This window comes from Enterobacter sp. Y17 (genome assembly GCF_019730495.1).
In the GTDB taxonomy this organism is placed as follows: domain Bacteria; phylum Pseudomonadota; class Gammaproteobacteria; order Enterobacterales; family Enterobacteriaceae; genus Enterobacter; species Enterobacter asburiae_B.
Genome location: NZ_JAASKP010000001.1, coordinates 359,779 through 378,300 on the forward strand (window position 1 = coordinate 359,779; position 18,522 = coordinate 378,300).

Annotated in this window: 16 protein-coding genes; 7 read left to right on the top strand and 9 right to left on the bottom strand. The window is 55.9% G+C overall.

Translation table 11 applies throughout. The features are described from left to right. Positions 1 to 4 precede the first annotated feature (4 nt). The 5 genes from HCH49_RS01620 to HCH49_RS01640 form a co-directional block, all read right to left on the bottom strand. Positions 5 to 1,561, bottom strand: coding sequence for a cyclic di-GMP phosphodiesterase (locus tag HCH49_RS01620; RefSeq protein ID WP_039263175.1), 1,557 nt, complete (start codon positions 1,559 to 1,561; stop codon positions 5 to 7). A 127-nt stretch (positions 1,562 to 1,688) separates the two neighbouring features. Beyond that, positions 1,689 to 2,258 carry a bifunctional murein DD-endopeptidase/murein LD-carboxypeptidase gene (gene mepS / locus HCH49_RS01625; RefSeq protein WP_008500946.1) on the bottom strand — a complete coding sequence of 190 codons (570 nt, stop codon included), beginning with the start codon at positions 2,256 to 2,258 and terminating at the stop codon, positions 1,689 to 1,691. Between the two features lie 415 nt (positions 2,259 to 2,673). Beyond that, positions 2,674 to 3,387: a phosphatase PAP2 family protein gene (locus HCH49_RS01630; RefSeq protein ID WP_221702059.1), complete on the bottom strand. Its 714-nt coding sequence runs from the start codon at positions 3,385 to 3,387 to the stop codon at positions 2,674 to 2,676. A 33-nt stretch (positions 3,388 to 3,420) separates the two neighbouring features. Next, positions 3,421 to 4,407, bottom strand: coding sequence for a GTP-binding protein (locus HCH49_RS01635; RefSeq protein WP_069303091.1), 987 nt, complete (start codon positions 4,405 to 4,407; stop codon positions 3,421 to 3,423). A 124-nt stretch (positions 4,408 to 4,531) separates the two neighbouring features. Then, positions 4,532 to 5,998, bottom strand: a complete 1,467-nt coding sequence (locus HCH49_RS01640) for a mannitol dehydrogenase family protein (protein WP_213787831.1) — start codon at positions 5,996 to 5,998, stop codon at positions 4,532 to 4,534. Positions 5,999 to 6,203: 205 nt separating this feature from the next. Here HCH49_RS01640 and uxuA point away from each other — a divergent pair, with 205 nt between their 5' ends. After that, complete coding sequence (gene uxuA, locus HCH49_RS01645; protein ID WP_045888643.1) at positions 6,204 to 7,394, top strand: mannonate dehydratase; 1,191 nt, start codon at positions 6,204 to 6,206, stop codon at positions 7,392 to 7,394. A gap of 117 nt (positions 7,395 to 7,511) precedes the next feature. On the opposite strand, the gene yeiP is transcribed toward uxuA, so the two are convergent. Then, complete coding sequence (gene yeiP / locus HCH49_RS01650; protein ID WP_008500940.1) at positions 7,512 to 8,084, bottom strand: elongation factor P-like protein YeiP; 573 nt, start codon at positions 8,082 to 8,084, stop codon at positions 7,512 to 7,514. 164 nt (positions 8,085 to 8,248) lie between these two features. Between yeiP and HCH49_RS01655 the strand changes: the two genes are divergently transcribed. Next, on the top strand, positions 8,249 to 8,503 hold the full coding sequence (locus tag HCH49_RS01655; RefSeq protein ID WP_033146563.1) for a YkgJ family cysteine cluster protein: 255 nt from the start codon (positions 8,249 to 8,251) through the stop codon (positions 8,501 to 8,503). On the opposite strand, the gene setB is transcribed toward HCH49_RS01655, so the two are convergent. Further along, on the bottom strand, positions 8,500 to 9,681 hold the full coding sequence (gene setB, locus HCH49_RS01660) for a sugar efflux transporter SetB (RefSeq protein ID WP_210867558.1): 1,182 nt from the start codon (positions 9,679 to 9,681) through the stop codon (positions 8,500 to 8,502). The two genes, HCH49_RS01655 and setB, sit on opposite strands and share 4 nt — an antisense overlap. 361 nt (positions 9,682 to 10,042) lie before the next feature. Here setB and fruB point away from each other — a divergent pair, with 361 nt between their 5' ends. From fruB to fruA, 3 genes are read left to right on the top strand one after another with little or no spacing between them, the layout of a single operon-like run. Beyond that, positions 10,043 to 11,173: a fused PTS fructose transporter subunit IIA/HPr protein gene (gene fruB / locus HCH49_RS01665; RefSeq protein ID WP_069303088.1), complete on the top strand. Its 1,131-nt coding sequence runs from the start codon at positions 10,043 to 10,045 to the stop codon at positions 11,171 to 11,173. Continuing rightward, positions 11,173 to 12,111, top strand: a complete 939-nt coding sequence (fruK, locus tag HCH49_RS01670) for a 1-phosphofructokinase (protein WP_014170919.1) — start codon at positions 11,173 to 11,175, stop codon at positions 12,109 to 12,111. The genes fruB and fruK overlap by 1 nt, the downstream gene beginning before the upstream one ends. A 16-nt stretch (positions 12,112 to 12,127) precedes the next feature. Then, complete coding sequence (fruA, locus tag HCH49_RS01675) at positions 12,128 to 13,813, top strand: PTS fructose transporter subunit IIBC (RefSeq protein ID WP_048975798.1); 1,686 nt, start codon at positions 12,128 to 12,130, stop codon at positions 13,811 to 13,813. Positions 13,814 to 13,888: 75 nt separating this feature from the next. Here fruA and nfo read toward each other — a convergent pair whose 3' ends face one another. After that, positions 13,889 to 14,746, bottom strand: coding sequence for a deoxyribonuclease IV (nfo, locus tag HCH49_RS01680; RefSeq protein WP_045354228.1), 858 nt, complete (start codon positions 14,744 to 14,746; stop codon positions 13,889 to 13,891). A gap of 64 nt (positions 14,747 to 14,810) precedes the next feature. Continuing rightward, positions 14,811 to 15,857, bottom strand: a complete 1,047-nt coding sequence (locus HCH49_RS01685; RefSeq protein WP_193139712.1) for a YeiH family protein — start codon at positions 15,855 to 15,857, stop codon at positions 14,811 to 14,813. 97 nt (positions 15,858 to 15,954) lie between these two features. Between HCH49_RS01685 and yieE the strand changes: the two genes are divergently transcribed. Both yieE and HCH49_RS01695 read left to right on the top strand, forming a co-directional pair. Next, positions 15,955 to 16,821 (top strand): DNA-binding transcriptional regulator YeiE, encoded by an 867-nt coding sequence (yieE, locus tag HCH49_RS01690; protein WP_023312476.1) that lies wholly within the window; start codon positions 15,955 to 15,957, stop codon positions 16,819 to 16,821. 180 nt (positions 16,822 to 17,001) lie between these two features. Further along, a complete protein-coding gene (locus tag HCH49_RS01695) occupies positions 17,002 to 18,471 on the top strand; it encodes an amino acid permease (RefSeq protein ID WP_023336352.1) in 1,470 nt (489 codons plus the stop codon). The last annotated feature ends 51 nt before the right edge of the window (positions 18,472 to 18,522 follow it).

An 18,522-nucleotide genomic window follows, 5' to 3' on the forward strand; every position in this document is an offset into this window, starting at 1 on the left:
GAAATTAATCGCCCTCGGGCGAAATATCAGGCCGCCATTCGCGGAACTGCGCCAGCGGCATCGGGCGGCTAATCCAGTATCCCTGCAGGAAATTAACGCCGTGTTCGCGCAGCCAGGCGGCCTGTTCCGGCGTTTCCACCCCTTCGGCGACGGTCGACATATTCAGTCGTCTTGCCAGCGTCAGGACGGCATCCAGCACCGGCGACGTCACGGTCTCAGTGCCAATCGCATTAACAAAGCCGCGGTCGATCTTGAGGTAGTCCATGGTGAAATGCTCAAGATAAATCAGCGCGCTGTGGCCGGTACCAAAATCATCAATGGCTATCTCAAACCCTTCGTTGTGTAGCCATTCGAAGAGGCTGTTGGCTTCCCGATGATTGAGCATGTCGCGCTCGGTAATTTCCAGCACGATCTGGAAGTAATCCTGCGGCAGTAGCGCTTTGAAGGTGCGCATATCGTCTTTGAAGCTTTCCGCATGCAGATGCCCCGGCGCAATGTTGATGCCCACCTTTGCTCCCGGAGGTAACAGGGTTTGTAACACGGGGGCATCGTGAATGATAAGGTCGAAGAGATGCAGCGTCAGCGGGACAATCAGCTTCTGCGCTTCGGCAAAGTTGATAAACGCGTCCGGCGGAATTTCCCCCATCGTCGGGTGTTTCCAGCGCATCAGCACTTCAAGCCCGGTCATCTGGAGCGATTTAGCATCGACGACGGGCTGATAAACCACGTAAAACTGACCGCGCTTAATCGCGCTTAAAATCTCTTTACCCGGATTGAGGCGAATGCTGAGGATATAGTAGTTGAGCGATCCGGCACAAATGCCGCATACCAGCCCGAAGAACAGGGCGTAGAGAATTTCATCGCTGGTCCATGCGTCAGCATACAGGTTGATGGTCAGGGGCACGTCTTTCAGCGTCGCGGTACGGGCCGGCGTTTCATGTAGATCATGCGCAAGGACCAGCGTGCTGGACCGCGTTGACAGCGCATGATCGCCAATAATGATGGCAATGCCGGCAAATTCGTCCTGGCGCGCGGTGTAGAGCAGGTAAGGCGTCAGATTGAGATTCACCGAGGTAAACACGCCGCCGTCCTTCACTAGCGGGTTACGGTACCAGATGGCAATCGCGGGCTTGTTGGGCAACATGGGGGTGCCGGGAAGTAACGCCATATCAATCTGTTTGTCGATGTGCAGCTCGGGGATCAGCTCCTCCATGGGGACATTCATCGGCCCCGTGGCAGAAGAGCAGAACGCCATTTTGTCTCTGACCAGCAGGAATGCGCGAACGTTAACGCTAAAGGCAGCGCGCGAGGTAAGTTCCTGATTGACGTCGTGGCAGTTGTTTAACGTGAGCGGCTGGAGCACATCGATAGAATTTTTTAACTCATCGAAGTAGCTCTCCATATAGATGCTCACATCGTGGATCAGGGTGTCGAATTTGACTTCCCGCTTGTGGTAGCTCCAGAAAAATTGCAACGAACCCAGGAGCAGGGCGGCGATCAGGCCTGTGATGATGCTGAGGATCAGTATTTTGCGATTGCTGGAGAAATAGCGGGTGAACATAGACGTCGTGATTCCTGAAATGCCGCTGGATGTATTCAGTGTAACGGGCAAAAAAAAACACTGCCGAAGCAGTGCTTTTTTTCATCATATCGCCAGCCAAGGGATAACCAACGATACGATAGTCATATTAACTGCGGGTCAGTACGCGGCGTGCTTCGTTGTAGCGCTTCTTCCAGTACGGTTCATTCATGCTGGAAATGGTCACACCGCTGCTGGTGGAGGCATGTACAAACTGGTCATTACCAATGTAGATGCCAACATGTCGACCTGTAGAACCGGCACGGAACAGGACTAAATCACCGGTGCGCAGTTTGGTACGTGAAATCGACTTGCCCATCTCCTGCTGTTCATAGGTTGAACGCGGAAGATCTAACCCAAATTGCTCACGGAACGTACGCTGTACAAAACCGGAACAATCAATACCTGTTTTTGTGCTGCCACCAAGGCGATAGCGCACGCCTTTCCAGTCAGCATACTGGTCCATAATGCGGGACTTCACGTCCAGATTACGTACCATATTTTCAAATTCATCCTGAGAGGCTTGCAGTGACGAGGAATCTTCCATTCCCACAACACGCGTCTCAGGATGCATATTCTTTGCGGTGTTCGATGTACTACATGCAGACAACAGTACCGCGACTGCTATCGCCGGGATCCCCCGTAAGATATATCTCAGAAACGGTTGAGATTTGACCATTTTGTTTATTATCCCTTGAAGTCCTTAACGACAAATATCGTTATAAAAATGCCAAACGTGACGAGACTAATTATCTGTTCACATTGAGACAATTCTTTCTGGTCACATTTGTGGCACAGCGCACAAAATTATTCGCCAGTGAAATAATTATCTCTATGGGGCAAAACGAGTTCGAGATTAACCGATTGCCTGGGGTATTGCGAGAAAAAAAAGCCTTTTTTTTATAAGAAAATGTGATACAGAAAGTAAAAACATAGAATTGCTCAAAATAGCGACGGATCCGCTGCGCCAGTATGCAATTGCTTCATTTTTATCATGAATATGATGACGAGAATATGACAGTGGGGAAAGATCGCGGCGAGAATGCTATCAGGGATCATGTCGATCCCTGATAGCTCACGTTAATTTAGGTTAGTTATTTGTTTAATTGTTGTTGCGCTCTTGCGGGAAGATAGCGATCGAACAGCGCTATTATCCTGTCGCTCAGTGGGGTCATCAAACACCACGGCAGCGCAATCAGCGCCACGGAGAGCGAACCGACGGCAATATCGGTAAACCAGTGAGCGCCAATCATTACGCGCGGGAAGGCAAAAACCACAAAAATAATCAGGGCTATGGCAAAGGCTTTTCTGCCGAAATAGCGAAGCATAATTGCGGAAAAAATAAGCAGCATCATGCCGTGATCGCCGGGGAAACTGTCCTTCGACGCATCTTTTGTTGGAATATGCAGCAGTTCGCTGACGCGATAAATATCAGTGAAGAATAGCGTTGGGCTCGAACGCTTAACCGGAATAATCGCAGTTGCCAGCTGGTTAATGACAACGGCAAACAGCAGCATTACCAGACCGATAATGAGAATACGCCGACGCCCGGCTTTATCCTCTTTCAGCCAGAAAGAGAGCATCAGGCAGCCCATGGCCAGCAGCGAGAAGCCGTCGAAGGCGCGGTTGTTGGTAATTGCCACCAGCCACAGGAACGCGTTGCTCTTCACCAGCTCCTGGTTGAAGAAGTGAAAAATGGCAGAATCCAGCGGGAACCAGAAACCATGATCCGCCGGGATATACCAGGAGAAGAAAAGCGCCAGACCGGCGACATTAAGCAGTAATATCAGGGGAAATCGAGTTGTCATAACGTTCTGCATAGAGTGAAAACTGGGGCAACGTTAGCCGCCCGAACTTAAACGAATCCTCAACAGGCTGGACTGGAGGGCATTCCAGTCGGCGTTAACCGCACTAATTAACTCTATTCGGCTGTCAGGCGGCGCCACATTCTGCGTTTCAATAAAGAAATCGTCACCCTGACGGTTGATCCGCACCAGCCCGTCTGGCGTGCGCATGATCCCTTTCACGCGATCGACGGGAGCAAGTCGGGCCCACTCCAGGATCCCGATGGTGTCGAAAACGGTTTCAGCATCAAATATCCATCCGCAGGCCTGATATCCCTGGCCGCTGTTCAGGTTACGACGCCAGCGCTGATGTTCCGGCAGGCTGAGAGCGGCTAAACCCTGCTTAACCGGATGACTGTGCGAATGATCCGCGCTGGCAGGCAACTCGGTGAGGTTCAGACGAGGAAGGTCAAGCAGGGCGCTATCAATATTCCCCTGGGTGGTCTGCACCCGCGTGCGGTTGCCGCCGAAATGTTGCCACCACGCGTCCAGCGCGGCCTGGCTTTCAGCCGTGGCGCGATCTGCTTTATTCGCGACAATAACGTCAGCCGAGGCGAGCTGATCGCGGAAGTTCTCATTGGCCACCGCTTTGTCATCCAGAAGCTGACGCGGATCGAGCAGACACAGGGTGGCGCGCAGGTCGATCCACGGCTCGTAAACCGGGGCGGTCAGTAAATCGAGGATCTGCTTCGGATGGCCCAGCCCGGTGGGCTCAATCAGCAGGCGGTCGGGTTTGCCCTGACGCAGCAGCGTATTGAGCCCGACCTGCATCGGCAGGCCATTGACGCAGCACATGCACCCGCCGGGGATCTCTTTAATCATCGCGCCGCTGGATGACAGTAACGCTCCGTCAATGCCTACCTCGCCAAATTCATTGACCAGCACGGCCCATTTCTCGGCAGGATCTTTATTCGCCAGCAGGTGGAGAATTGAGGTGGTTTTACCGCTGCCGAGAAAACCGGTGATGAGGTTGGTTTTGGTCACGTGCGCTCCAGATGAGGATTGTGATGCTATAACACTAATCTCTCTATCCTGGCGAAAAACGTGACTGGTGAGAAGGGGGAGGGCGAACGGAGGCTTCATCCGTTCGCGTTAAGCGCAATAATCGTTAAATATTTAACGTCTCGATAACAGCCTGACGCGCGCCGTGGCGGGTGATGCGCTGGTATGCCTGGCTGACAGCCTCCACAAACGCGCTGTTTTGCGCGAGATCGTGACCAAAGACCTCGCTCAGCCCCAGCAGGGCGTTAACGCGGTCGGCGTCGCTGCTGGCATTGACCATCGTGCGAATTTTATCGCTGAGGGGATCGCGAACATCAATCGCGTTGCCACGGTCGTCGGTACCGCTGACGTAGCGTATCCAGCCGGCCACGCCCAGGGCCAGCAGCGACCACGGTGTTTTTCGCTCGAGATGAACGCGGATCCCGTCCAGCATTCTTTGCGGAAGCTTCTGGCTACCGTCCATCGCGATTTGCCAGGTCCGATGCTGAAGTGCCGGGTTGGCAAAGCGCTCCAACAGGCTATCTGCGTAGGCGGTGAGGTCGACATCCTTAATGCGTAACGTGGGCGCCTGCTCGTCAAGCATCAGCCGACGGGCGGCTTCGCGGAACGCTGCGTCCTCCATGCATTCATTAATATGGGCGTAGCCCGCGAGGTACCCCAGATACGCCAGGAAAGAGTGGCTGCCGTTGAGCATGCGCAATTTCATCTGCTCCCACGGCAGAACATCCTGCACCATCTGAACGCCCGCGACTTCCCACTCCGGACGGCCGGCGACAAAATTATCTTCCACCACCCACTGAATAAACGGCTCGCAGCTGATGGCGCACGGATCTTCAACGCCGAGCGCGTCGGTGATTTCAGCCAGTGAGGCGTCCGTCGCGGCGGGAACAATTCTGTCAACCATCGTCCCCGGGAAGCTCACGTGGCTATCAATCCATTCAGACAGCGCCGCGGAACGCTTTTGCGCCATGCCCAGCACCGCGTTTTTCACCACGTGCCCGTTATCAGGGATATTATCGCAGGAGAGCACGGTAAACGCAGGCAAGCCGCGCTCGCGGCGGCGGTGAAGCGCTTCGACCAGGATCCCGGGTGCGGAATGCGGCTCTGAGGGGTTTTCAAGATCGTGGATTATCCGGGCGTTGTGCAGATCGAGTTTCCCGGTAGCGGGATCGATGCAATAGCCTTTCTCCGTGATGGTGAGCGACACAATTGCGACCTGAGGCTCGCAAAATTTCTCAATAATGGCGGGCAGAGAGTCCAGCTTTGCGTTAAGGCATTCATGGACGGCACCGACGATAATCGCCTCATTGCCTTCTGCCCCTTTCTCCAGCACGGTGAACAGGTGATCCTGCGCGCGCAGCTGGCTCATCAGCACGTCGCCGCTGAAAAGGCTAATCTCACAAATACCCCAGTCGCCGCCTTTTTCATTCAGCACCCGGTTTGTTAATAATGCCTGGTGCGCACGGTGAAACGCGCCAAAGCCAAAATGGACGATGCGGGAGCGCAGTTGCTGACGATCGTAGCGAGGCTGTTGAACCTGGGCAGGAAGGGCGGTGGAGGCAATTGTCTTCATGAGATACACACCTGATTAACCATTAATTAACAATGTCAGTGTAAAGTTATATGACAGCAAATAAAATTGGTGAGCCGTAAATATCCCCGTTCTGTGAGTTTGATCAATCAATGTGTGGCGGTATGTTGACCCTTAGCGGTAAACATGTATGGTAGTCGTCATTGCAGTAACGCATATTGGTATAACAACTTAAGAGGGTGAGGCAATGGAACAAACCTGGCGTTGGTACGGGCCGAACGATCCGGTTTCTCTTGATGATGTGCGCCAGGCAGGCGCAACGGGTGTCGTCACGGCGCTGCATCATATTCCTAACGGTCAGGTATGGCCGGTTGAAGAAATTCAACAGCGTCAGGCGCTGCTGGCGGAGAAGGGGTTAACCTGGTCTGTGGTAGAGAGCATCCCGGTTCACGAAGACATCAAAACCCATTCCGGGGAGTACCAGACCTGGATTGCTAACTATCAGCAGAGCATTCGCAACCTGGCGGCCTGCGGCATTGATACGGTTTGCTATAACTTCATGCCTATCCTCGACTGGACGCGTACTGACCTTGAATATCAGATGCCGGACGGCTCGAAAGCCCTGCGTTTCGACCAGATCGCCTTCGCGGCGTTTGAGCTGCACATTCTGAAGCGCCCCGGCGCCGAAGCGGATTACACCGCGGAAGAGCAGCAGCAGGCGCTCGCGTGGTTTAACGCCGCCAGTGACGCAGACATCGAAAAGCTGACACGTAATATCATTGCGGGCCTGCCGGGCGCGGAAGAGGGGTATACCCTGGATCAGTTCCGCGCGCGCCTGGCGGAATACGGCGATATTGATAAGCAGCAGCTGCGTGAAAACATGGCGTATTTCCTGCGCGCTATCGTGCCGGTTGCTGAAGAAGCTGGTGTGCGTCTGGCGGTGCACCCGGACGATCCACCGCGTCCTATACTCGGCCTGCCGCGCATTGTTTCCACTATTGAAGATATGCAGTGGCTGAAAGAGACGGTAAACAGCATCTATAACGGCTTCACCATGTGTACCGGCTCCTACGGCGTGCGTGCGGATAACGACCTGGTGCGGATGATTGAAACCTTTGGCGATCGCATTCACTTTACGCACTTGCGTGCGACCTGCCGTGAAGAGAACCCAAAAACCTTCCACGAGGCGGCGCACCTGGGCGGCGATGTGAACATGGTAGCGGTGGTAGACGCCATTCTGGCGGAAGAGGCGCGTCGCAAGCAGGCGGGCGATGTGCGTCCTATCCCGTTCCGTCCGGATCACGGCCACCAGATGCTGGACGATCTGCGTAAGAAAACCAACCCGGGCTATTCGGCGATTGGCCGTCTTAAAGGGATGGCGGAAGTGCGCGGCGTCGAGCTGGCGCTGAAGATGACGAAGTATCCGGAGCTTCTGTAAGCGCTGTTGCCCGGTGGCGCTACGCTTACCGGGCCTACAAAAAAACCGGCCTGAGAGCCGGTTTTTGTGTTTTTGTCGGTCGGGTAAGGCGAAGCCGCCACCCGACAAACGCCGCAATCAGTCAGCGCGACCCATATAGCGTTTTTCTTCGATATGGATGCGGATCTTCTCGCCAGCGGAGAGGTATTCCGGCACCTGCACAACCAGGCCGGTGGTCAGGGTAGCCGGTTTGTTGCGCGCACTTGCGGATGCGCCTTTGATGCCGGGTGCGGTTTCCACGATTTCCAGATCGACGGTCTGAGGCAGCTCCAGCGCCAGCAGCACGCCGTCCCAGGTCAGAACCTGCATGTCAGGCATGCCGCCTTCAGGAATGAACAGCAGCTCTTCTTCAATCTGATCTTTGGTAAAGATGTACGGGGTGTAATCTTCTTTGTCCATGAACACGTATTCGTTGCCGTCGATGTAGGAGAAATCAACGTAGCGACGGGTCAGGGTCACGGTATCGACGATATCGTCACCTTTAAAGCGCTCTTCCACCTTCAGGCCGGTACGCACATCGGCGAAACGCATTTTATACAGCGTTGCTGCACCACGGGCGCTGGGTGCCTGAATGTCGATATCTTTCACAATCAGCAGTTTGCCGTTGTAATTCAGCACCATACCTTTCTTAATTTCGTTCGCTCTTGGCATTGCGGTAATCCTGTTTACGGGAGGTAAAAAATATCGCGCCAAATTACTCGCGCGCGGCCTTTCAGGCAAGAGGAATTCGTGGCTTTTGCTATCAATACGCAAAAGGTGTTACTGTGCGCGCGATGCCCGACTGCGCGGGCGATCGTCAGCGAAAGAGAGCATTTATGGATTGCCGTCCCGATTGTGGCGCGTGCTGTACTGCACCGTCCATTTCAAGCCCCATTCCAGGAATGCCGGAGGGCAAGCCTGCCAATACCCGCTGCGTTCAGCTCTCGGAAACGAATCTGTGCATGATCTTTGGCTCGCCGATGCGCCCGAAAGTCTGCTCCGGGCTTCAGCCCACGGCAGAAATGTGTGGCAGCACGCGAGGGCAGGCGATGACGTACCTTCTTGAGCTGGAAGCGCTCACCGCGCCCTAAACGTCTTTAATCCTCGCCAGACAGCCGATCGTCAGCGAGCACATCACCAGCGCAATCCAGAACACCGTGTGATAGTTCCAGATTTCTGCAACGACACCGGCCATTGAGCCCGCGATAATCCAGCCCACGCGGGTGGTATTAGTATAAAGGGTGGTGGCAGAGCCTGCCTGGCCCGGCATCAGATCCTGGAAATAGAGCATGCCTATCCCGGCGAGAATGCCTATATAAATGGCGTTCAGCAGCTGTAAAGCCAGCAACAGCCCCGGCGTATGTACCGTCAGCATACCGATATAAAACAGCAGACCGGCGATGGCGGCGATGCGCATTAAAAAACGCTTTCCGAAGCGCTTTGCGTAATAGCCCGCAATGAGCATCGTCGGGATCTCAAGCCCGGCCGCGGTGCCCATCATGATGCCCGCCAGCTTCTCCGACAGGTGCAGTTCATCAATAATAAACAGCGGCATATTGATGATATACAGGCTGTTGGTGCCCCACATCAGCGTACAGATAACAAACAGGAGCAGGGCATCGCGGCGGTTGCGTCGCGGCGCTTCCAGCACGCCCGTTGCCACTTTTGGCTCTTTGCGCATGGACGGCAGGAAGAACCACACCAGCGCGCCGCACACCACAAACGCGACGGCCGCGCTCAGGTACATCACCGTAAAGCCAAAACCCATCGCCAGCGCGTAGGCCAGCGGCGGGCCAATCACCCATGCCAGCGACACCTGAGCACGCAGGAAAGAGCTGAACATCACCGCTTCACGTCCGGTATGGTCGGCGTGTTCGCGGGCAAGGGCGAACATCTGAGGGTTCGCCGTTGAGCCAAAGCTGCTCAGGAATACCCCGACGAAGAGCAGAATGAAATAGTTGCGGTTCCAGGCAAACAGAACGCAGGCCATGACCCCGAGCAGACAGCAGAAAACGATCAGGCTTTTGCGATCGCCTTTTCTGTCGGATCGTCCCGCCAGAAACTGGCTGACCAGGATGCCGATGATGGCGCTTCCGGTAAAAAAGAAGCCGACCATTGCCGGACGGACGTGAACCTCATTTGTCAGAAATAGGCTCAATGTTGGCGTCTGTAACGCGCCGGCAATGCCCGTGAAGAAGGCAACAACCAGGAATGCCGCTGAGGTCAAATCAAAGGGCTTCGGCGAGACGGCCGCAGGGGTGTTATGCATGTTTTATAATTAGCGAGTAGCAGAGAGGGGCGGAGTTTACGCCGTCAGCTAAAAAATAAACAGTGGGTGTGGTCAATGATGCCACGAAAAATCAAAATGGCATTTCAACTTCCGTCCCACCCGGCTGACCTTAGCTGAAACTTTCTTGCTGAACTTCAGCAAAATTCAGCTGAACGAAGAAGAAATGTGCTGTATCTCTAAATTCTGATATCGCAAATACGAGTTTACTTGCAAGACATTGCAGAAAGCGCAAGACTTTTTGAAACGTTTCAGCGCTATCTTGTTTTAACAAACGGAGCAGGCTAGCGCATTTTTTCTCATTAAAGCTGAAACGATTCAAGTTCAGCAGGAGTGGAGAACCATGTTCCAGTTATCTGTTCAGGATATCCACCCGGGCGCTCAGGCCGGGGATAAAGAAGAGGCTATTCGCCAGGTTGCCGCTGCGCTTGTGCAGGCGGGTAACGTCGCGGACGGCTATGTAAACGGCATGCTGGCCCGCGAGCAGCAGACCTCAACCTTCCTCGGCAATGGCATTGCCATTCCGCACGGCACAACCGACACCCGCGATCAGGTGCTGAAAACCGGCGTTCAGGTTTATCAGTTCCCGCAGGGCGTGCTCTGGGGCGACGGTCAGGTGGCGTATGTGGCTATCGGTATCGCGGCCAGCAGCGACGAACACTTAGGTCTGCTGCGTCAGCTGACGCATGTCCTGAGCGATGACGATGTGGCTGAACAGCTGAAGTCCGCGACCACAGCTGAAGAGCTGCGCGCCTTGCTGATGGGCGAAAAACAGAGCGAAGCGCTGAAGCTGGATAACGAAACGCTGACGCTGGACGTGGTTGCCTCCGATCTGGTAACGCTGCAGGCGCTGAACGCGGGTCGTCTGAAAGAAGCCGGCGCGGCGGATGCCACGTTTGTGACGCGCGTGATTAACGATAAGCCGTTGAATCTGGGTCAGGGTATCTGGCTGAATGACAGTGCTGAAGGCAACCTGCGCAGCGCTATCGCCGTGAGCCGCGCGGCTAATGCGTTTGACGTAGAAGGCGAGCGCGCGGCCATGCTGGTGACCGTGGCAATGAACGATGAGCAGCCGGTTTCCGTGCTCAAGCGTCTTGGCGATCTGCTGCTGAACAACCAAGCTGAAAAACTGCTGAACGCTGATGCCTCTACCGTGCTGGCACTGCTGACCAGCGATGATGTGCAGACCGAAGACGTGCAGACCGCGGAGTTCGTGGTACGCAACGAGCACGGCCTGCATGCCCGTCCGGGCACCATGCTGGTGAATACCATTAAACAATTCGAGAGTGAGATCACCGTGGCGAATCTGGATGGCACGGGCAAACCGGCCAACGGCCGTAGTCTGATGAAAGTTGTCGCGCTGGGCGTGAAGAAAGGCCACCGTCTGCGTTTCACCGCGCAGGGTGCTGATGCTGAACAGGCGCTGAAAGCGATTGGCGACGCCATCGCGGCAGGTCTGGGGGAGGGCGCATAATGAGCAGACGTGTTGCGACTATTACGCTGAACCCGGCTTATGACCTGGTAGGATTTTGCCCGGAAATTGAGCGCGGCGAAGTCAACCTCGTGCGTACCACTGGCCTGCATGCTGCGGGCAAAGGGATCAACGTCGCGAAAGTGCTCAAGGATCTCGGTATCGATGTCACCGTGGGTGGATTCCTCGGTAAAGATAACCAGGATGGTTTCCAGCAGCTGTTCAGCGAGCTGGGCATTGCCAACCGTTTTCAGGTTGTTCAGGGCCGTACCCGCATCAACGTCAAGCTGACGGAGAAAGACGGTGAAGTGACCGATCTGAACTTCTCTGGCTTCGAAGTGACGCCGTCTGACTGGGAGCGTTTTGTTAACGACTCTCTGACCTGGCTCGGTCAGTTTGACATGGTCTGCGTCAGCGGCAGCCTGCCGTCCGGCGTCAGTCCGGAAGCGTTTACCGACTGGATGACGCGCCTGCGCAGCCAGTGCCCGTGCATCATTTTTGACAGCAGCCGCGACGCGCTGGTTGCGGGTCTGAAAGCCTCTCCGTGGCTGGTGAAGCCGAATCGCCGCGAGCTGGAGATCTGGGCGGGTCGTAAGCTGCCGGAATTAAAAGATGTGATTGACGCTGCCCATGCGCTGCGCGAGCAGGGTATCGCTCACGTGGTTATCTCGCTTGGTGCAGAAGGAGCGTTGTGGGTTAACGCTTCTGGCGAATGGATCGCCAAACCGCCGTCGGTTGACGTTGTCAGCACCGTTGGCGCAGGGGATTCCATGGTTGGCGGCCTGATTTATGGTCTGCTGATGCGTGAATCCAGTGAACATACTTTACGTCTTGCCACTGCCGTTGCTGCCCTGGCCGTAAGCCAGAGCAATGTCGGTATTACCGATCGTACCCAGTTAGCCGCGATGATGGCGCGCGTTGACTTAAAACCTTTTAACTAACAGCAGGAGAGGAATAATGAAAACGCTGCTGATCATTGACTCCGGTCTCGGACAGGCTCGCGCCTATATGGCGAAGACCTTGCTGGGAGCGGCGGCGAACAAAGCACATCTCGAGATCATTGATAACCCGGGCGATGCCGAACTGGTCATTGTCCTGGGCGACAACATCCCGGCTGACAGTGCGCTGAACGGCAAAAAAGTGTGGCTGGGCGATATTAATCGCGCGGTGGCACATCCGGAACTGTTCCTGAGCGAAGCGAAAGGGCACGCGTCTGTCTACAGCGCGCCTGTCGCGACGGCACCGGCTGCGGCCACGGGGCCGAAACGCGTTGTTGCGGTGACGGCCTGCCCGACGGGCGTGGCTCACACCTTTATGGCAGCTGAGGCCATCGAAACCGAAGCGAAAAAACGCGGCTGGTGGGTTAAAGTTGAAACGCGCGGCTCCGTCGGTGCCGGCAACGCTATCACCCCTGAAGAAGTGGCTGAGGCCGACCTGGTGATCGTGGCGGCGGATATCGAAGTGGACCTGGCGAAATTTGCCGGTAAGCCAATGTACCGCACGTCTACCGGCCTGGCGCTGAAAAAGACCGCGCAGGAGTTTGATAAAGCGCTGGTGGAAGCGAAGCCGTATCAGGCAACCGGCGCGCGTCAAACCGCGACGGAAGGTAAGAAAGAGTCTGCAGGCGCCTATCGCCATCTGTTGACCGGTGTGTCTTACATGCTGCCGATGGTGGTTGCGGGTGGTCTGTGTATCGCCCTCTCGTTCGCATTTGGTATTACCGCGTTTAAAGAGCAAGGCACGCTGGCCGCTGCGTTAATGCAGATTGGCGGCGGTTCCGCGTTCGCACTGATGGTTCCCGTTCTGGCAGGCTTTATTGCCTTCTCCATCGCTGACCGTCCAGGCCTGACGCCGGGGCTTATCGGCGGTATGCTGGCCGTGAGCACCGGTTCTGGCTTTATCGGCGGTATCATCGCGGGCTTCCTGGCCGGTTACGTCGCGAAGCTCATCAGCTCGAAGCTCAAGCTGCCGCAGAGTATGGAAGCGCTGAAGCCGATTCTGATCATCCCGCTGATTTCCAGCCTGGTGGTCGGTCTGGCGATGATTTACCTGATTGGTAAGCCGGTTGCGGGCATCCTGGCGGGTCTGACCCACTGGCTGCAAACCATGGGCACCGCGAACGCGGTTCTGCTGGGCGCAATTCTCGGCGGCATGATGTGTACCGACATGGGTGGTCCGGTGAACAAAGCGGCGTACGCCTTTGGTGTTGGCCTGCTGAGTACCCAGACCTACGCACCGATGGCAGCGATCATGGCGGCAGGTATGGTGCCTCCTCTGGCGCTCGGCCTGGCGACGATTATTGCCCGTCGTAAGTTCGATAAAGCGCAGCAGGAAGGCGGCAAAGCGGCGCTGGTTCTGGGTCTGTGCTTCATCACCGAAGGGGCGATTCCGTTCGCGGCTCGTGACCCAATGCGTGTACTGCCGTGCTGTATCGCGGGTGGTGCAGTGACCGGGGCGATCTCCATGGCGATTGGCGCGAAGCTGATGGCACCACACGGCGGTCTGTTTGTCCTGCTGATCCCAGGCGCCATCACCCCGGTCCTGGGCTACCTGCTGGCCATTGTTGCCGGTACGCTGGTGGCGGGTCTGTCATACGCGGTGCTGAAACGTCCTGAAGCGGAAGTTGTGGCGAAAACAGCGTAAACAAGGTGTCGGGTGGCGGCTTCGCCTTACCCGACCTACAAAAAAAGCCGGGTTGCATTATGCACCCGGCTTTTTTTATGCCGCCTGTTCAGCGGTTTGCTGTGCCTTCAGCCAGGCAATCTCTTCTGCCCAGATGTCCGGATTAATGGTTTCCAGCACCATCGGAATACCGTCGAAGCGGGCGTCCTGCATAATGAAGCGGAACGCATCGTGGCCAATGTTGCCTTCACCCAGGCTGTGGTGGCGGTCAACGCGGCTGCCAAAGGCGCTTTTCGCATCGTTTAAGTGCATTCCGCGCAGGTACTTAAAGCCCACTATGCGCTCGAACTCATCGAACGTGTTTTTCGTTGCCTCGGTTGTACGCAGGTCATATCCGGCGGCAAACGCGTGGCAGGTATCAATGCACACGCCAACGCGGGATTTATCCTCCACGCCGTCGATGATCGCCGCCAGATGTTCAAACCTAAAGCCGAGATTGCTGCCCTGACCGGCGGTATTCTCTATTACCGCGGTGACGCCTTTGGTCTTGTCCAGCGTGATGTTAATGGATTCGGCAATGCGCGCCAGGCAGGCATCTTCATCGATTTGCATCAGATGGCTGCCCGGATGGAAGTTCAGCAGCGTCAGCCCCAGCTGTTCGCAGCGCTGTACTTCATCAAGAAACGCCTCGCGGGATTTTTCCAGCGCTTCTTCAACCGGGTGACCGAGGTTGATCAGGTAGCTGTCGTGGGGAAGGATCTGGCCTGGCCCGTAGTGGTACTTCTCACAGGCGGCTTTGAAATCATCAATCACGTCAGCGGTGAGCGGCGCGGCGCGCCACTGGCGCTGGTTTTTGGTGAACAGGGCGAAAGCGGTCGCCTCGATTTCGGCGGCGCGAATGGCGGCATTCGCAAGGCCACCTGCAGCGCTGACGTGCGCTCCAACATATTTCATAAAAAAACTCCTGCTAACCCGAAACGCTTATGATAGCGGGTTAGCAGGAGAAGGACGAGATGGTTTATGCCATCAGGCTATGGACCGCGAGGTTAATCGCTCCGCCCCCGACAATCAGCCAGATGAAGAGCACCAGCGCCATCAGCAGCGGTTTGGCACCGGCTTTTTTCAGCGCGCTGACGTGTGTGGTCACCCCCAGCGCCGCCATGGCCATCGCCAGCAGCACGGTATCCAGCGTCACCAGCATATCCACCGCCGCTTTCGGCAGCAGGTGGAAGGAGTTAAAGATAGCGACCACGATGAACAGGATCGCAAACCACGGAATGGTGATTTTGCTTTTCTCGCTGCCGCCTGCCGGTGCCAGCTGCTTAACCCGCGCCGCGAGGAAAATCAGGAACGGCGCCAGCATCATTACGCGCAGCATTTTGGCAATCACCGCCGCGTTTTCGGCTTCCGGGTTAATGGCATGTCCTGCCGCCACCACCTGCGCTACTTCGTGCATGGTCGAACCGATATAGATGCCGTAGGTTTCCGGGCTAAACCAGTGGGCAACCAGCGGATACATCGCCGGGTAGAGGAAGATCGCCAGCGTACCGAAGATCACCACCGTCGCCACCGCCACGGTTACCTTGCTGGCTTCGGCTTTAACGACGGGCTCTGTTGCCAGCACCGCCGCGGCCCCGCAGATACTGCTCCCGGCACCGATCAGCCAGCTGGTTTGCTTATCCAGGCCAAAGACTTTCTGGCCGATAAAGCAGGCCAGTAAAAAGGTGCTGGTCAGGGTCAGGACGTCGATGGCAATTCCGCTCACGCCCACGTCCGCAATCTGCGAAAAGGTGAGACGGAAGCCGTAAAGGATGATCCCGAGACGCAGCAGGTGCTGTTTGGCAAAGATCACGCCGCCGTCGCAGGATTTCCAGATGTGTGGGTAAACGGTATTTCCCACGACCATGCCCAGCAAAATGGCCAGCGTCAACGCGCTAAAACCTGCGCCCGCGATAGCCGGGATGCTGCCGCCCCATAGCGCTACGGCGGTCACTGCTGCGCTAAGCGCAAGGCCCGGCACGAAGTGCCACACTGTACGATGATGTTGTAAGGTGATTTCTGACATAACCTTCTCCTTTGTCTGGCTAAAGGTTACGGCGCTCTGGCTTAAAAATAAAATTGATTATATACTTATAATCAATCTATATAAGTGGTAAGCAACCATGCACATTACATTGCGTCAGCTGGAAGTGTTTGCCGAGGTGCTGAAAAGCGGCTCGACGACCCAGGCGTCACAAATGCTGGCGCTCTCGCAGTCTGCGGTCAGCGCGGCGTTGACCGATCTTGAAGGACAGCTGGGCGTGCAGCTGTTCGACAGGGTAGGGAAGCGACTGGTAGTCAACGAGCACGGCCGTCTTCTTTATCCACGCGCGCTGGCGCTGCTGGAGCAGGCTATCGAAATCGAACAGCTGTTCCGCGAAGACAACGGTGCGATCCGCGTCTACGCCAGCAGCACCATTGGGAACTATATCCTGCCGGAAGTGATTGCCCGCTACCGCCGGGATTTCCCGACCCTGCCGCTGGAGATGAGCGTGGGCAATAGCCAGGACGTTATCAATGCGGTGATCGATTTCCGCGTGGATATCGGCCTCATCGAAGGGCCCTGCCATAACGTCGATATCATTGCCGAGCCCTGGCTGGAAGATGAACTGGTGGTGTTTGCGTCCCCGGCCTCGTCGTTATTGCAGGGCGAGGTGACGCTGGAGCGCCTGGCACAGGCGCAGTGGATCCTGCGCGAGCAGGGCTCCGGCACGCGTGAAATTGTCGATTATCTGCTGCTTTCCCATCTGCCGCATTTCCAGTTAGGGATGGAGCTTGGGAACTCTGAGGCTATCAAGCACGCGGTGCGTCATGGCCTGGGGATCAGCTGTCTTTCCCGGCGCGTCATTGCCGAACAGCTTGAGACGGGGTCGCTGGTTGAAATCCCGGTTCCGTTGCCGAAACTGGTGCGCACGCTATGGTGCATCCATCATCGTCAGAAACACCTTTCCAGCTCTCTGCAGCGTTTTCTGCGCTACTGCGCCATTTAACGTTTCCCGGTGGCGCTTCGCTTACCGGGGCTACGCGCGCCTGTCACCCCACGTTTTTATGCTTTACTTATAATCCTGGCCGAGTCATGAAGCTCTCTTATAACTGAGTATTTCTGCCGGAAGGAACGCGGATCGTCTGCTACAATCGCGCCTCATTTATTGAATGGACAGCATTTTCATATGGTTTCAGAAATTAAAACCACAGAAGCGCCCACGCTACGTCGTGAACTCAAGGCGCGTCACCTGACGATGATCGCCATTGGCGGCTCAATCGGAACAGGTCTTTTCGTTGCCTCTGGCGCAACGATTTCGGCAGCCGGCCCGGGTGGGGCACTCTTCTCTTATATCCTGATTGGCCTGATGGTGTACTTCCTGATGACCAGTCTTGGCGAACTGGCCGCGTACATGCCGGTATCCGGTTCGTTCTCGACCTACGGTCAAAAATACGTTGAAGAAGGCTTCGGCTTCGCGCTGGGCTGGAACTACTGGTACAACTGGGCGGTCACTATCGCCGTTGACCTTGTCGCCGCACAGCTGGTGATGAACTGGTGGTTCCCGGATACGCCGGGCTGGATCTGGAGCGCCCTGTTCCTCGCCGTCATCTTCCTGCTGAACTACATCTCCGTGCGCGGTTTCGGCGAAGCGGAATACTGGTTCTCTTTGATCAAAGTGGCAACCGTCATCATCTTTATCGTCGTCGGTGTGGCGATGATCGTTGGTATTTTCAAAGGCGCAGAACCTGCGGGCTGGAGTAACTGGGCGATAGGCGATGCGCCGTTTGCCGGTGGCCTTTCGGCGATGATTGGCGTGGCGATGATTGTCGGCTTCTCGTTCCAGGGTACCGAGCTGATTGGTATCGCCGCCGGTGAGTCAGAGAACCCGGAGAAAAATATTCCGCGTGCGGTCCGTCAGGTCTTCTGGCGTATCCTGCTGTTCTATGTGTTCGCGATCCTGATTATCAGCCTGATCATCCCGTACACCGATCCAAGCCTGCTGCGTAATGACGTAAAAGACATTAGCGTCAGCCCGTTCACGCTGGTCTTCCAGCACGCCGGTCTGCTTTCGGCCGCGGCGGTGATGAACGCCGTTATCCTGACCGCAGTGCTTTCAGCGGGTAACTCCGGGATGTACGCGTCCACCCGTATGCTCTACACGCTGGCATGTGACGGTAAAGCGCCGCGTATCTTCGCGAAGCTGTCCCGTGGCGGCGTACCGCGTAACGCACTGTACGCCACAACGGTGATTGCCGGTCTGTGCTTCCTGACCTCCATGTTTGGCAACCAGACGGTGTACCTGTGGCTGCTTAACACGTCCGGGATGACGGGCTTTATTGCCTGGCTGGGGATTGCTATTAGCCACTACCGTTTCCGCCGCGGTTTCGTCAAGCAGGGTCACGATATTAACTCGCTGCCGTATCGCTCCGGCTTCTTCCCGCTGGGTCCTATTTTCGCCTTCATTCTGTGCCTGATCATTACGCTGGGACAGAACTATGAAGCGTTCCTGGCGGACACCATTGACTGGGGCGCCGTGACGGCGACCTACATTGGTATTCCGCTGTTCCTCGTCATCTGGTTTGGCTACAAGCTGACGAAAGGAACAAAATTCGTTCGCTACAGTGAAATGGAATTCCCGGAACGATTTAAACAATAACCGCACTTCCTCTCTTTTAACCCGCTCAATCGAGCGGGTTTTTTTATTCCC